The 14,287-nt window shown below is 68.8% G+C and carries 12 protein-coding genes; 7 read left to right on the forward strand and 5 right to left on the reverse strand.

Translation table 11 applies throughout. The annotated features are described in order from the left end of the window. Position 1: 1 nt before the first annotated feature. From ilvN to OS889_RS10680, 3 genes are all read right to left on the reverse strand, one after another. Positions 2 to 694 carry an acetolactate synthase small subunit gene (ilvN, locus tag OS889_RS10670; RefSeq protein WP_372389755.1) on the reverse strand — a complete coding sequence of 231 codons (693 nt, stop codon included), beginning with the start codon at positions 692 to 694 and terminating at the stop codon, positions 2 to 4. After that, positions 691 to 2,445: a biosynthetic-type acetolactate synthase large subunit gene (gene ilvB, locus OS889_RS10675; protein WP_372389757.1), complete on the reverse strand. Its 1,755-nt coding sequence runs from the start codon at positions 2,443 to 2,445 to the stop codon at positions 691 to 693. The genes ilvN and ilvB overlap by 4 nt, the downstream gene beginning before the upstream one ends. 403 nt (positions 2,446 to 2,848) lie before the next feature. Then, positions 2,849 to 4,117, reverse strand: a complete 1,269-nt coding sequence (locus OS889_RS10680; RefSeq protein WP_372391603.1) for a LeuA family protein — start codon at positions 4,115 to 4,117, stop codon at positions 2,849 to 2,851. Positions 4,118 to 4,450: 333 nt separating this feature from the next. Between OS889_RS10680 and OS889_RS10685 the strand changes: the two genes are divergently transcribed. Then, positions 4,451 to 4,735, forward strand: coding sequence for a DUF5779 family protein (locus OS889_RS10685; protein WP_372389758.1), 285 nt, complete (start codon positions 4,451 to 4,453; stop codon positions 4,733 to 4,735). Positions 4,736 to 4,759: 24 nt separating this feature from the next. On the opposite strand, the gene OS889_RS10690 is transcribed toward OS889_RS10685, so the two are convergent. Continuing rightward, the gene (locus OS889_RS10690; protein ID WP_372389759.1) at positions 4,760 to 5,542 is read right to left on the reverse strand and encodes a VOC family protein; all 783 of its coding nucleotides are present in this window, start codon (positions 5,540 to 5,542) and stop codon (positions 4,760 to 4,762) included. A gap of 147 nt (positions 5,543 to 5,689) precedes the next feature. On the opposite strand from OS889_RS10690, the gene OS889_RS10695 reads away from it, so the two are divergent. From OS889_RS10695 to OS889_RS10710, 4 genes are all read left to right on the forward strand, one after another. Continuing rightward, entirely contained in the window at positions 5,690 to 7,984 is a 2,295-nt protein-coding gene (locus tag OS889_RS10695; RefSeq protein ID WP_372389760.1) for a hybrid sensor histidine kinase/response regulator, read from the forward strand. Positions 7,985 to 8,059: 75 nt separating this feature from the next. Next, the gene (locus OS889_RS10700; protein ID WP_372389761.1) at positions 8,060 to 8,386 is read left to right on the forward strand and encodes a cupin domain-containing protein; all 327 of its coding nucleotides are present in this window, start codon (positions 8,060 to 8,062) and stop codon (positions 8,384 to 8,386) included. Between the two features lie 81 nt (positions 8,387 to 8,467). Continuing rightward, positions 8,468 to 9,442 carry a beta-ribofuranosylaminobenzene 5'-phosphate synthase family protein gene (locus tag OS889_RS10705; protein WP_372389762.1) on the forward strand — a complete coding sequence of 325 codons (975 nt, stop codon included), beginning with the start codon at positions 8,468 to 8,470 and terminating at the stop codon, positions 9,440 to 9,442. A gap of 71 nt (positions 9,443 to 9,513) precedes the next feature. Next, the gene (locus tag OS889_RS10710; RefSeq protein ID WP_372389763.1) at positions 9,514 to 10,350 is read left to right on the forward strand and encodes an RAD55 family ATPase; all 837 of its coding nucleotides are present in this window, start codon (positions 9,514 to 9,516) and stop codon (positions 10,348 to 10,350) included. A 36-nt stretch (positions 10,351 to 10,386) separates the two neighbouring features. On the opposite strand, the gene OS889_RS10715 is transcribed toward OS889_RS10710, so the two are convergent. Continuing rightward, positions 10,387 to 12,066 (reverse strand): sensor histidine kinase, encoded by a 1,680-nt coding sequence (locus tag OS889_RS10715; RefSeq protein WP_372389764.1) that lies wholly within the window; start codon positions 12,064 to 12,066, stop codon positions 10,387 to 10,389. A 668-nt stretch (positions 12,067 to 12,734) separates the two neighbouring features. Here OS889_RS10715 and OS889_RS10720 point away from each other — a divergent pair. Further along, positions 12,735 to 12,938, forward strand: coding sequence for a hypothetical protein (locus tag OS889_RS10720; protein ID WP_372389765.1), 204 nt, complete (start codon positions 12,735 to 12,737; stop codon positions 12,936 to 12,938). A gap of 79 nt (positions 12,939 to 13,017) precedes the next feature. Further along, positions 13,018 to 14,244 carry an HD domain-containing protein gene (locus tag OS889_RS10725; protein WP_372389766.1) on the forward strand — a complete coding sequence of 409 codons (1,227 nt, stop codon included), beginning with the start codon at positions 13,018 to 13,020 and terminating at the stop codon, positions 14,242 to 14,244. The last annotated feature ends 43 nt before the right edge of the window (positions 14,245 to 14,287 follow it).

Consider the following 14,287-nt stretch of genomic DNA (forward strand, 5'->3'; position numbering starts at 1 on the left):
TCTATTGTGCGTTTGTCGGTCGGGTCGGTTCGTCCGCGGTGCCCGGCTTCTCGCCCGGCACGGTCGCCTGATTGCCGCGCGCGAGCGCCGTGTAGCCCGTGCGGGCGATCTCGATGATGCCGAACTGCCGGAACGCGTCGATCGCGTCGTCGATCTCCTGCTCGTCGCCGGTGAGCTGGACCGTGATGGTCTTCGGCCCGGCGTCGAGCGTCTGGCCGTCGTACATCTCGGTGACGGCGTGGACCTTGTCGGGCTCGTCGCCCTCTACCTTCAGGAGGACGAGTTCGGTCCGCACGGCGTCGGCGTCGAGTTCGCCGACGGCGATGACGGGCTTGAGCTTGGCGAGCTGCTTTTCGACCTGGTCGATCCCCGGTTCGGGCTCTTCGACGACCAGGGTGATCCGCGAGTGGTTCTCGACGGTGGTCGGCCCGACGGTGAGGCTCTCGATGTTGAACTGCCGCCGGGAGAACAGCCCCGAGACCCGCGAGAGGACGCCGGGGTCGTCTTCGACGAGCGCCGAGATGACCGCGCGCCGCGGCTCGTGTTCGGCCTCGGCTTCGGGATCGATGCGGATCCCCTGGGAGTTGCGCCGTCCCTCCGGGTGGGGGCGCTCGTCCGGCGAGGGGCCTTTCAGTCCGTGCTTCGGCAGGTCTTCGTCCGAGTCGTCGGTCACCTTGAAGTCGTCCGAGCTCATAGCTGGTCCTCCGTGAGTGCGAATTTGCCGTTCGCGCCACCCGAGGGAACCATCGGGTAGACGTTCTCCGCCGGGTCGATGTGGAAGTCGATGACCGAGGGGCCGTCGTACGACAGCGCCTTTTCGACGGTGTCTGCGACCTCGTCGTAGTCGTCGACGCGGAAGCCGCGCGCTCCGAACGCCTCGGCCAGCATGTCGAACTCCGGACACCAGTTGTACTCCGCGGCCATCCGGCGGCCCTCGAAGAAGGCGTCCTGCCACTGGCGGACCATCCCGATGTACTCGTTGTTCAGGACCGCGACGGTGATGTCGAGGTCCTCGCGGACGGCGACAGAGAGCGCCTGGATCGTCATCAGGAAGGAGCCGTCGCCGTCGATACACACGACCTGCTGGTCGTCGTCGGCCGCGATGCGCGCGCCGACGGCGGCCGGGAGGCCGTAGCCCATCGTCCCGAGCCCGTGGCTGGAGACCCAGGTGCGCGGCTCGGAGAAGGTCCAGTACTGGGCGGCCCACATCTGGTGCTGGCCGACGCCGGTCGTGACGATGGTGTCGTCGGCGGTCGCCTCGTCGAGCACCTCGACGACGAACTGCGGCTTCAGCGGCTCGTCGTCCGGGGTCGCATAGTCCATCGGGTACTCGTCCTGCCAGGTGAGACACTGCTCGCGCCACGATTCGGCCTCGGGCGCGCGACCGATGGCGTCGTCGAGCTGGTCGAGGACGATCCCCGCGTCGCCGATCAGCGGGTAGTCAGCGTGGACGTTCTTCGAGATCTCGGCGGGATCGATGTCGATGTGGATGACCTCCGCCTCCGGCGCGAAGGTGTCGATGCCGCCGGTGAGGCGGTCGTCGAACCGGGTCCCGACCGCGATCAGCAGATCGGTGTGGGTGATCGCCATATTGGCGTAGCCCGTGCCGTGCATCCCCGCCCACGAGAGACAGAGGTCGTCGTCCTCGGGGAACGAGCCGATGCCCGGCATCGTCGTGACGACGGGGATCTCGTACTCGCGCGCGAACGAGCGCGCCTCGTCGGTCGCGTCGGCCTTGATCACGCCGCCGCCGAACAGCAGCAGCGGGCGCTCTGCGGCCTCGATCGCGTCGGCCGCCTCGCGGACGTCGGCCTCGTCGGCGACGTACTGCGGCTGGGTCGTCTCCGGCGGCGTCGCCGGGCCGGGCTCGGCGTCGGTCTCGCCGAGCGTGACGTCCTTCGGGAGGTCGACGAGCGTCGGCCCCGGTCGCCCCTCGTCGGCCAGGGCGATCGCCTCGCCGACGGTGTCGCCGACGGAGTCGGGGTCGTCGGCGAAGTAGTTGTGCTTCGTGATGGGCGCTGTCACGCCGGTGGTATCTGTCTCCTGGAACGCGTCGGAGCCGACCATGTCCGCCGGGACCTGGCCGGTGAGCGCGACGAGGCCGTCGGAGTCCATGTTCGCGTCGGCGATGCCGGTGACGAGGTTCGTCGCCCCCGGCCCCGACGTCGCGAGGCAGACGCCCGGCTCGTTGCGGACGACGCTGAAGGCGTCGGCCGCGTGTGCGGCGCCCTGCTCGTGGGCCATCGTGATGTGCCGGATGTCGGAGTGATACAGCGCGTCGTAGACGGGCATAATCGCCCCGCCCTGGACGCCGAAGGCGGCCTCGACGCCCGCGTTTTCCAGGGCGCGGATGACCGACTCCGAGCCGGTCGTTACGGGGCCGATGGCCCGTTCCTCGTCGGCCTCCTCTTCGGTCGCCGACGGCGGCTGTTCCTGCTTGCTCATCGGCGAGACCCTCCTGCGGGGGTGGTCTGCTGGCGGTGCGTCGGTCGTGTGTGTGGAGTTCGGGGTCGAGCGTCGTGTGGCATTGGCCTGGTGTTACGGTTGCTGGTCGGTCGAACGGCGGGCGCGAACTGACGAGAATCGAAAACGGGTGTGTGAGGGGCTAGGGGGCCCCTACGATGATCCGCGAGACGACGTCGAGACCGCCCTCGACGCCGGGCGACCGCCGCCCGTCGACGGGAGCCGCCGCTCTCCGAGCGGCGGACGTCGCGGGGGTGTGCGGTCGTCGCATCGTACCCGATAGATGATTCTGGTCCGTAATTAACGTTTCGCGCTCCGGTTCCCCGACGAGTCGCCCGGCGACGCGCCCGTGGCTCGGGGAAGCGAGCGAACGGGGCGCGCGCCATCAGGCGCGGACCTCCTCCTCGTCCTCGTCGGCGCGGTCGACGCCGACCTCGCGGGCGAAGCGCGTCAACACGTCGACGGTGACGCGCTCCTTCTCCGCGCCGTAGTCCTTCACGCGACGGGTCACGTCACGTACCTCGGTATCGGTCGGCGCGAAGCCGGATTCTTCGAGCCGCTTTCGGACCGAGTGCGTCCCGGTGTGCTTGCCGAGGACGAACTCTCGCTGGGCGCCGACCATCTCGGGGGTCATCACGCCCGGCTCGAAGGTGTCGGAGTTCTCGATGACGCCCGCGGCGTGGATGCCGCTCTCGTGTGAGAAGGCGTTCCGTCCTACGACCGGCTTGTTCGCCGGAACCGGGATGTCGCTCGCCTCCTCGACCATCCGCGACAGTTCGGTGATTCGGGTGGTGTCGATCCCCGTGTCCACGTTGTACAGCGACTCCGCGGACATCACGACCTCCTCAAACGCGGCGTTACCGGCGCGCTCGCCGATGCCGTTGACCGACACCTGCGCCTGCGACGCGCCGGCCTCGAAGCCCGCCATCGCGTTGGCGGCCGCCAGCCCGAAGTCGTCGTGGGCGTGGACGTCGATCCGCGCGTCGGTGTGCTTGCGCACCTCGCGGATCATCCCGGCGAAGCGGGTCGGCGTCGCGACCCCGCAGGTGTCCGGGATGTTGATCCAGTCCACGTCGACCTCGTCGACGGCCGAGATGATCTCGGCCAGGAAGTCGATGTCGGTCCGGGTGGCGTCCATCGGGGAGAACATCACCTCGACGCCCGCGTCCTTCACGCGCTCGACGCTCTCGACCGCCCGCTCGACGGCCTCTTCGCGGGAGGCGTGCATCGAGTCGGCCAGCTGCACGTCGCTCGTGCTGACGAAGACGTGGACCAGTTCCACGCCGGAGTCGAGCGCGGCCTCTACGTCTTTCTCGACGACGCGCGCCAGCCCGCAGACGGTCGTGTCCGTCGCGGCGGCGATGTCGCTCACGGACTCGAACTCGGCGTCCGAGTTGACCGGGAACCCCGCCTCGATGACGTGGGTGCCCATCTCGTCCAGCGTCGCGGCTATGTCCCGCTTTTCGTCGTAGCTGAACGAAGTGCGTGGCGACTGTTCGCCGTCGCGGAGCGTCGTGTCAAAAATCCGTACCTCGTCGATCTCGGATTCAGTTATTTGGGCTAATGTGCCCTGGAAGAACTCGACCAGCCGGGGTGTCCGACTGAGCCTCCATGTCGTCGTGAGACATTGTACTCGATACCTGCCCGGAAAGATATTAAAGGCTTTCGCTGTGGGGATCTGCGTCACGAGGGCCGAGAAAGGCGATTAGCGTCCGTTTCACCCGCTCTCGATGGATCTTGAGGCCGCTTTCCGAGTGATGGCACGAGCTCTCGGGCGTCGGCGACGCGAGCCCTCTCTCACCCGATCGCTGTCCGTTCGGCGTAAATTTCGCCTCGTTTTCGGAGTTCGTTCATCCCTCGCGGCTCGCGCGCGGTCGTTACTGGACGAACGACCAGCCCGGAATTCCGCGGTCGCTCGCCGACGACGAGCGCCGTGGGGCCGACGGCCGTCAGAATCCTTTTCGTGTCGCTTTCCGTTGAGGCGGGTATGAGCGACTTCAATCTGAATCTCTCCGCGGCCGAAGAGCACCTCGAAGACGACGTCGAGGGGGAGGTCGTCCTCGGGGTGCTGGACGGAACGACCGCCGACGAGGAGTGGATCGACACCGTCGAGCAGGGCAACGTGTTGGTGCTGGCCGTCGAGGGCGACCTCAACGAACTCGCGAACGGCTTCGCCCGGCCGGTGAAGGATATGGGCGGGAACCTGACGCACTTCCGGCGGTTCCTCGTCGTCTCGCCGCCGGGCGTCGAGATCAACACCGAACGGCTCTGAACGGGAGCGGGCCGTGCCCGACGGTCACGTCCCGGGCAGGAACGTCAGCACGTGGCCGTCGTCGTCGACGACCCGGAGTCCGCCCTCGGCCGCGGTCGGACCGGCGGCCCAGGGACCGCCCGCCTCGACGGCCGCGTTGGGGTCGACCGTCCGGAGCGCCAGGTCGACGTGGAGGCCGCCGCGGGCGTCGGCGATCCCCAGTTGCGGCTCCCAGAGTTCCAGGTCGACGGGTCCCGAGAGCCGGACGCGGCGCCGCTCGTCGCCGCGGTCGACGACCTCGAAGCCGAGGCGTCGGTAGCGCGCCTCGGCGCGGTCCAGATCCGTGACCTCGAAGACGACCTCGAAGATGCCCGAAAGCGGCGGGGCTTCCGTATCGACGGCCTCGTCCGGCGCGGTCGCGTCCGCCGACGTGTTCGACGCGTCGGCAGGGCTCTCCCCGTGGATGCCGCCGATCTCGACGCAGTGACCCGCGGGGTCGTAGACGTACAGCGAGTCGCTCGACCCGAACGAGAACTCGACGGGGTCGAGGTCGGCCAGGCGGCGTCGCCATCGGGGGTAGGCGGACCGGGACGTCGCGAACGCGAAGTGCGTGTGGACGCCTCCGCGGGGGCGGTCGACGGGCCGTCGGAGCACGAGCGCGGTCCGGCCCGCGCCGTCGTCGGGGCGCTCTGCGGCCTCGCCGATCGGGTAGCGGACGCGGGTCGCATCGGCCGCGTCGGCGGCGAGCCCGAGTCGGCCCTCGTAGAACTCCCGCACCGTCGCGAGATCTTTCACCTCCAGCCCGAGTCTGGCGAGCCCGGTGAGCATACGCGTGCTCCGGACGCGACGGGCAAAGAGGTACTGGACGTCAGAGGGGGAGGACAGTCTGACGAGGAGCATCGACTCGGGGGCGGCGGGCTCCGAGGACCCTCACCCGGCAAACCTATTTGACCGAGGTGTCTGTACGGAGAGGTGATGACCGAGAGCGGGGACCCGGAGCGTCCGATTTCAGACAGACACAGCGAAATCCGGGTCCTTCACGTGGACGACGATCCCGACTTCGTCGACCTCACCGCGTCGTTTCTGACTCGTATCAACGACTCTTTTTCCGTCTATACCTCGACGAACCCCGAGACCGTCCTCGAACGCGTCCGCGGCGAGCGCCTCGACTGCGTCGTCAGCGACTACGAGATGCCACAGATGAACGGCCTCGAGCTGCTCGAACGCGTCCGCGACCTCGACGAGGACGTCCCGTTCATCCTCTTTACGGGCAAGGGCTCCGAGGAGATCGCGAGCAAGGCCATCTCCGCGGGCGTGACGGACTACCTCCAGAAGGAGGTCGGGACCGAGCAGTACACCGTCCTCGCGAACCGGATCGAAAACGCCGTCGAGCAGAACCGCTCCCTAGAGGCGCTCGCCGAGAGCCAACGGCGGCTCTCGCGGTTCATCGACCAGTCGCCGCTCGGCACGATCGAGTACGACGAGAACTTCAGGATCGTCCGCGTGAACGAGGCGGCCGGGGAGATCACGGGCTACGAGCCCGAAGAGCTCGTCGGCGGGACCTGGCTGCCGATCGTCCCCGAGGAGGAGCGGCGGCACGTCGCCGAGGTCGAGCGACAGCTCCTGTCGGACCGCGGCGGCTACCAGAGCGTCAACGAGATCGTTCGGAAGGACGGCGAGCGCCGGCTGTGTTCGTGGCACAACCGCGTCGTCACCGACGAGGACGGCGACGTGATCACGATCTTCTCGCAGTTCGAGGACATCACCGAGAAGCGCCGCCAGCGGCGGGAGCTCGAACGGACGAACGCGATCCGCTCGACGCTCTTCGAGACGCTGCCGGTCGGCGTGCTCGCCGAGGACGCCGACCGGAACGTCCTCCAAGTCAACGACCGGCTGTTCGAGCTCTTCGAGTTCTCCCAGTCACCCGAGGACGTCGTCGGCGACGACTGCGAGCGGTTCGCGAAACGGATCAGCGGCCGGTTCGCGGAGCCGGAGCGGTTCGTCGACCGGATCAACGAGATCATCGCGGAACGCGAGCCGGTCTGGAACGAGGAGGTCGTCTTCGCGGACGGTCGCGCGCTCGAACGGAGCTACCGGCCGATCGAACTGCCGGAGGGCCGGGGGCACCTGTGGGTCTACCACGACGTCTCCGAGCGGCGCAAGCGCGAGCGGCGGCTGGAGGCGCTGAACGAGACGGCCCGTGAGCTGATGCGCGCCGAGACCAACGAGCGGGTGGCCCAGATCGGCGTCGACGCCGCGCGGTCGATCCTCGATTTGGATCTGAACGCGATCCACCTCTACGATCCCGACAAGGGGCTCGATCCGGTCGCCGCCACCGAGGGGACCTACGACGTGATCGGGGAGCCGCCCACCTTCTCGCTCGACGACAGCATCGCGGGGCGAGTGTTTCAGGAGGGGGAGCCGAGCGTCGTCACCGACGTCCACGAGGATCCCGATCGCCACAACGAAGACACCCCGATCAGGAGCGAGGTGTTCTTCCCGCTCGGAGACTACGGGATCCTCCTTGCGGGCTCTAAGGAGCCCGACGCCTTCGACGAGAGCGAACTCGTCCTCGGGGAGATCCTCAGCGTCAACGTCGTCCGCGCGCTTGAACAGGTCGAGCGCAACGAACGCCTCCGCGAGCGCGAGCGCGAACTGACCCGGCAGAACGCCCGGCTCGAACAGTTCGCCTCGGTGGTCTCTCACGACCTGCGCAATCCGCTGAACGTCGCGGAGGGCCGGCTCGAACTCGCGATGGAAGAGTGCGACAGCGAACAGCTGGAATCCGTCCGGAACGCCCACGAGCGGATGAAGTCGCTCGTCGACGACCTCCTGACGCTCGCCCGCAAGCGCGACACCGAGGTCGATCGGGAGCCGGTCCGGCTCGACCAGTTCGTCCGGACCTGCTGGGCGAACGTCGACACCGGCGAGGCGGCGCTCGAAGTCGAGACCGACAGGGAGCTCGCCGCCGACGAGAGCCAGCTCAGACAGCTGTTCGAGAATCTGTTCCGGAACGCCGTCGAACACGGCGGCGCCGACGTCACCGTCACGGTGGGATCGGTCGAGGGCGGCTTCTACGTGGAAGACGACGGCCCGGGTATCCCCGCAGAGGACCGCGACGAGATCTTCGAATACGGCTTCTCGACGGCGCGGAACGGCACGGGCTTCGGCCTCGCGATCGTCCAGCAGTGCGTCGAGGCCCACGGCTGGGAGATCCAGCCCGCCGAGGGGGAGGCCGGCGGCGCCAGGTTCGAGATCTACACCGACTGAGCCGGCCGGGGGAAGTCCGTGTCCCCGGCGCCGCGACCGACAGCATATATACGACGCCGACGCACGTCCCCAACGATGACGCTCGATCTGTACCCCGAGGCGCGCGAGGCACTGGACCCCGACGACGGCGAGGTAGACACGACGGAGCTTGTCGTCACCGACGACGTCCTGGTGAAGGGGTTCGCGCTGGGTCCCGGCGCGGAGCTCGAACCGCACGAACACGCCGACAGCACCAACGTCTTCCACGTCCTCGAAGGCTCGGTCGTGGTCGTCCGCGATGGGGCGGAAGAGACCGTCGAGGCGCCGGGGGTCGTCCGACACGACCGCGGAGCCGTCCACGGCGCGCGCAACGAGTCCGACGACGTCGCCGTCTTCACCGCGAGCCTCTGCCCGCTGCCCTGACGGGGGTGACGTGGCTTCCGACACCGGGTCGGATTGCCCCCGTCGCAATCACCAACGGCGTGTCGCCCCTCCGTTGCGGTGATGAGCCGCGTTCGCGTCGCGACCGGCGCCCGCCTCCACTTCGGATTCGGCAATCTGAGTCTCGACCACGAGCGACTGTACGGCGGCCTGGGTGTCGGTCTGGACGCGCCGCGGACGGTGGTGACCGCCGAGCCCGCAGACGACGTCGCGTGCGCGCACGACCTCGGCCGCGAGTACGCCGAGCGCGCGGTCGAACTGCTCGGCGTTTCGGGCGCGTCGGTGGCCGTCGAGTCGACGCTACCGCGACACGTCGGACTCGGCAGCGGGACGCAGTTGGCGCTCGCGACCCTCGCGGCCGTCGCCCGCGCCCACGGCTGTGACCCGCGGGCGAGGTCGCGGGCGCCGGAACTGGGACGCGCCGGTCGCTCCGGCGTCGGCGTCGCGGCGTTCAAGCGAGGCGGCGTCGTCGTCGACGGCGGCCACCCGAGCGAGGCGTTCACCCCCGAGCGCCCGGCCGACGGGACGTGGGAGACGCCGCCGGTCGCGATCCGTCGCGACGTGCCCGAGGGATGGCGGTTCCTGCTCGTCGTCCCCGAGGCCGACGTCGGACGGAACGGCGAGTGCGAAGACGAGAGTATGCGCTGTGTGATCACGGACGCCGACCCGGGCGTCGCCGACCGGATCGCGGGCGTCGTCCTGCGGCGGCTGCTGCCGGCGCTCGCCGACGGATCGGCCGCGCGGTTCGGCGCCGCCGTCGAACGGATCGACCGACTCAACGGCCGCTGGTACGCCGACGAGCAGTCGGGGATCTACCGCGAGCCCGTCGGGACGCTCGTCGACTTCCTCTCCTCTGAGCCGTCCTGTTTCGGCGTCGGCCAGTCCTCGTGGGGCCCGTGCGTCTACGGCGTCACCGACGTCGACCACGCCGACGCGGCGCGCCGGGCCGGGGAGGAAGCGCTCCGATCGGCCGGCCTCGACGGCGAGGTGCGCGTCGTCGCGGGACGGAACGAGGGCGCCGAGATCGTCAGGACGTAGCCTCGGGCGACCGCGCGGAGCCTCGGACGGTGGCCCGAAACCGTTAACGCCGCCGCCGGAAACGTGTGCGTATGGACCGAATCCCGTTCGGGGTCTCGCGCTTCGATCGGATCGTCGACGGCGGCGCGCCTCCGGGAACGGTCGTCCTGCTGGTCGGCGAACCCGGGGCCGGGGCCCGGGAGTTCATGTACACCAGCGCGACGATGAACGCGCTCGCCCACGGCGACGAGGAGCTCTTCGAGCTCCACTACGGCGACCTCCACGAGGCGGCGTCGCCGCCGCCGGAGGTCCACTACCTCTCTTTCACCGCCGACGAGTCGAACGTCCGCCGCGAGATGTCCTACGTCCTCGACGACGAGCTCGTCGAGGCCGCGGCCGACGGGATCACGGTCCGGGACTTCTCGCCGGAGTTCTTCCAGCTGAGCCCGGTCCCGCGGGAGTGGTACCTCGGCGAGACGACGACCCTGCGCGACCTCGGCGGCCGCGAGGAGCGCGCGGACGTCCTCACGGCGCTCGGCCAGTACCTCAACGCGAACGCCGCGGAGAACCTCGTCGTCATCGACTCCATCACCGACCTCGTCTCGGCGATCTCCGACGAGATGGCCTGGAACGACATCGCGATGCTCATCCGCGGGCTGGGGAAGGCCGCCCACCGGTGGAACGGCCTCGTCCTGGCGTACGCCAGCAGTGAGACCCTCGAACCGACCGAACTCGGACACCTGATCGACGCCGCCGACGGGACGCTCCAGTTCGAGTGGGAGTCCGGCGGCTCCAAGCGCGCGCGGACGATGGTCGTCCAGGAATTCCGGGGCGTGCTCTCACAGATCGAACGCGAGAACATCGTCCGCTTCGAGACCGAGATCCACGAGGGCGGCTTCGACGTCAGCGACGTGCGGAAGATTCGCTGACGTTGACCGAATGGGCGCTTGCTGCGGGAGTCGGACTCAGGACGCCGATTCGGACTCTGACTCTGACTCGGACTCGGACTCGATCTCGCTCACGCCGACGATCTCGAATCTGGCGCCGCCGTCCGCCCCGTCGACCGCTCGGATCTCCCAGCCGTGGGCCTCGACGATCTCCGAGACGATCGAGAGCCCGAATCCCGTGCCGTCCGAGGCGGTCGTATAGCCCGCCTCGAAGATCTCGTCGCGGGCGTCTGCGGGGATGCCGGGCCCGTCGTCTTCCACGTAGAAGCCGTCTTCGAGGCAACCTACCGTCACGGTGACGTCGGCGCCGCCGTGCTCGATGGCGTTCCGGAACAGATTCTCGAACAGCTGCTGGAGTCGCTCGGGATCGGCCTCGACCTCGCACTCGACGTCCTCGGTGACGACGAGGTCGGCCCCGTCGGCGGCGATCATCGACCAGGACTGCTCGGCGAGCCGCGATATCACGACCCGCTCGGTTTCGTCGATCGAGGCGCCCTCGCGGGCGAGAGTCAGGATCTCCTCGATCAGCTGTTCCATCCGCTCGTGGGCGCGCACGACCGCGTCGAGGTGGTCGACGTCGCCGGAGTCGATCGCGAGCTCGGTCCGGCCCTTCGCGACCTGGAGTGGGTTGCGGAGGTCGTGGCTGACGATGCTGGCGAACTGTTCGAGCTTCTCGTTCTTCGCTTCGAGCTCCCGCCGGTACTGCTCGCGGTCGGTTACGTCCGTGAGGACGATCGACCGGCCCGTCTGAGCGCCCCCGGTGGTGAAGGGGTTCGACGAGACGTTGAAGTAACGCGTCTCCCCGTCGGTCTCGGTCTCGAACATCGGTTCCTCGTCGTCGAGCGCGGCTGACAACTGCGGCGCTACCTCGTCGAGCGGTTCGTCGATCCCGTCCGCGAGGCCGGGAAAGACCTCGCTCGCACGCGCGTTGAAGTCGCGGATCTCCCCGTCCTCGTCGAGGACGACGATCGGGTCGGCGGCCTCGCCCGCCACGCGGACGTACTGGAAGCGGTCGAAGTAGATGGAGAAAACGCCGACCGCGAACGCGGCCACCCCGATCGATGAGTAGGTGATGTCGAGCGCCCACGGGAAGATGGCGCCGGCGACGTCGAAGACGACCGGGATGCCGGTCAGGGCCAGCAGGACGAAGAGCGGCCTGGTGTCGGTGTTGACGCGGACGAACAGCTCGAAGAGCGTGAAGAAGCCGACGGCGGTGAGCGCGTAAGCGACGCCCATCACGAGCCAGTGGAGCGGGCGGTGTCTGACCTGGAGGTACGCAAAGGGCGTCTCGACGACCTCCGTGACGAAGTACCAGTGGTGGACCGGATTCGTCACTTTCACCGCCACGATGAGGAGAAACACCGCGAGGAACGCCTTCCGGACCGTGGTACTGCGGTGGAGCGACCGCCCGGTGTAGGCCGAACAGAAGTACAGCCACGGACCGACCGACGCGAGGCCGACGACGAGGCCGACCTCGTAGAAGACGTACTGGAGCGTCGGTGTCGGCATCGTCAGATATCCGACGTGGGCGGCCGCCCAGCCCCCGCTCGTGACGAGGAGCCAGAAGAGCCCTCGGCGGGTCTCTTCGTGTTCGATTCGGCGGCATCTGGGGACCATCCAGAGGCAGGCGACGGCGGCGGCGGCGAACGCGAGAACGTATATTCCGTAGAGCGCGCCAGACGATAGTGAAAGCGGCATTACTTGACATAGGGACATTGTCAGGAGTCGGTATTAAGCCACCGACCCGGCGCAAAACGGAACGCGGGTGTGGGGTGTCGATCGGCGGTTTGGGTGCATTCCCCGTGGGTGCCTCTGACTCGGGCGGCGGGTGGAGACGGGACCGGCCGCCAGCGGTGAGTGCCGCGAGCGGGCGGTCAGCCCGGCACGCGGCGGTTCGAGGCCGGCCGGAGCAGGACCGGCCTGATAGTCCGCACCCGGCACGCTGTCAGCGCGGCGGGATGCCGCGAGTACGGCCCCCCTGTGCCGGGGGTGCGGGCGTCGCCGACCCGTCCATCCATCGGGTCGGCGTACCGCGACGCCGCCGAAGCGACGTCGCAGTTACCCCTTGGACGGGGAAGTACTTCAACTGAGGAGACCGTCAATTCGGATTTGATCCGCGGCGAAATCCAAATCCGGCTAAATTCGGCTAAAACGTCAACGGATCGACCGACTGCGTCGGGGTCGAAAATATGCGCTCGAACGTCCTCTGTGCCGTCCTTCCGCCGTCTTCTCGCTTTCTCGCTGTCTTCCTGCCCCTCTCTCGGTTTCCTCGTCGCTTTCTTCCCGATCGCCGCCAGATGGATCATCCCTGACGCGCGTTCCGGCGGACCGACGGCCTTTCGGTCGGAGAAGTGGAGCCGTCGGGTATGTGGTCCCGAGACGCCCTCCTGTTCGCCATCCTGCTCGCACTGTTGAGCCTCGCGTACCGCCTGCCCGCGGGGGGCGGTTCCCAGCCGCTCTTGGCCGCCGCGGGAATCCTCGGTGTCGTCGCGTTCGCCGGCCGGACGCTGTATGCGGTCGCCGAAGCGTTTCGGCCGCCGGAGTCGGACGCCGGGAGCGACGCGGCCTGACTGACGCCCGCCGATCCAGCGGGTGCTCCGGGCTCCGGATCGGGCGACGCTTTTTGTAGGATCCGGCGCTAGCCGACGTATGGCGACGATCAAAGACAGCGTCCACGACCACATCGAGGTCGAGGGCGTTGCCGAAGCCCTCCTCGACACCGAGCCGGTCCAGCGGCTCCGACACATCAAGCAACTGGGCACGGTGCAGTTGGTCTACCCCTCGGCGAACCACACGCGATTCGAACACTCCCTGGGCGTGTACCACCTGGCCGACCGCGCGCTCGACCACCTCGGCATCGACGGCGTCCAGGGCGAGCGCATCCGCGCGGCGGCGCTCCTCCACGACGTCGGCCACGGGCCGTACAGCCACAACGTCGAAGAGGTGACCCACCGACACACCGGGAAGTACCACGACGACGTCGGGGAACTCCTCGCGCAGGGCGAGGTCGGCGAGACCCTCCGCGAACACGACCTCGACCCCGAGCGCATCGCGGGGCTCGTCGCCGGCGAGGGCCAGTACGGGCAGTTGGTCTCCGGCGAACTCGACGTCGACCGGATGGACTACCTCGTCCGCGACGCCCACCACACGGGCGTCCCCTACGGCACGATCGACCACGAGCGGCTGATCCGCGAGCTCACCTTCGTCGACGGAGAGCTGGTGCTCGCGGAGGGGAACGTCCAGACCGCCGAGTCGCTCCTGCTCGCGCGGGCGCTGATGAACCCGACCGTCTATCAACACCACGTCGCCCGCATCTCGAAGGCGATGCTCCGCCGGGGCGCAGAGCGGCTGCTCGATCAGCCCGACATCTCGGCCCAGCAGCTCCGCCGGATGGACGACCACGACCTGCTGGCCGCGCTGCGGGCCACCCCCGAGACGAGCGAAGTGGCCCGCCGCCTCTTCACTCGCGACCTCTACAAGCGGGCGGTCTGGGCCGAGCTCGAAGCCGTCCCCGAGGACGTCGTCGACGCCGACGTCGAGACCCTCCGGGACCTCGAACGGGCCGTCGCCGAGCGGACGGGGCTCGCCCACGAGGAGGTCGTCCTCGACGTCCCCGAGCGGCCCTCGATGACCGAGTCGACCTCGCGGGTGATGGTGAGCGGCGAGATGCGGCAGCTGGGCAAGCAGTCGCCGCTGGTGTCGGCGCTCCGTACCGCCCAGAAACAGCAGTGGCGGCTCGGCGTCTACGTCCCCGCGTCCGAGACCGACCGCGCGGGACGGGCCGCCGTCGAGGCGCTCGGGCTCGATCTCGACGGCGCGCTCGTTTCGGACGTCCGGCCCGGCGTGACGGCGACGCTGGACGAGTTCACCGACTGATCCCCTCCGGGCGCCGCCCTGCCGAGGGTTTCAAGCCGCTGGG

This window comes from Halobellus sp. MBLA0158, assembly GCF_041477585.1.
Classification (GTDB): domain Archaea; phylum Halobacteriota; class Halobacteria; order Halobacteriales; family Haloferacaceae; genus Haloquadratum; species Haloquadratum rubicundus.

Excerpts from the sequence above, each read along its gene's own strand:
- OS889_RS10705 (WP_372389762.1), top strand. The coding sequence starts at position 8,468 with ATGAGCCGCGTTCGCGTCGCGACCGGCGCCCGCCTCCACTTCGGATTC.
- OS889_RS10690 (WP_372389759.1), bottom strand. The coding sequence starts at position 5,542 with ATGCTCACCGGGCTCGCCAGACTCGGGCTGGAGGTGAAAGATCTCGCG.
- OS889_RS10715 (WP_372389764.1), bottom strand. The coding sequence starts at position 12,066 with ATGCCGCTTTCACTATCGTCTGGCGCGCTCTACGGAATATACGTTCTC.
- ilvN (WP_372389755.1), bottom strand. The coding sequence starts at position 694 with ATGAGCTCGGACGACTTCAAGGTGACCGACGACTCGGACGAAGACCTG.
- OS889_RS10700 (WP_372389761.1), top strand. The coding sequence starts at position 8,060 with ATGACGCTCGATCTGTACCCCGAGGCGCGCGAGGCACTGGACCCCGAC.
- ilvB (WP_372389757.1), bottom strand. The coding sequence starts at position 2,445 with ATGAGCAAGCAGGAACAGCCGCCGTCGGCGACCGAAGAGGAGGCCGAC.
- OS889_RS10720 (WP_372389765.1), top strand. The coding sequence starts at position 12,735 with ATGTGGTCCCGAGACGCCCTCCTGTTCGCCATCCTGCTCGCACTGTTG.
- OS889_RS10695 (WP_372389760.1), top strand. The coding sequence starts at position 5,690 with ATGACCGAGAGCGGGGACCCGGAGCGTCCGATTTCAGACAGACACAGC.
- OS889_RS10725 (WP_372389766.1), top strand. The coding sequence starts at position 13,018 with ATGGCGACGATCAAAGACAGCGTCCACGACCACATCGAGGTCGAGGGC.
- OS889_RS10710 (WP_372389763.1), top strand. The coding sequence starts at position 9,514 with ATGGACCGAATCCCGTTCGGGGTCTCGCGCTTCGATCGGATCGTCGAC.
- OS889_RS10685 (WP_372389758.1), top strand. The coding sequence starts at position 4,451 with ATGAGCGACTTCAATCTGAATCTCTCCGCGGCCGAAGAGCACCTCGAA.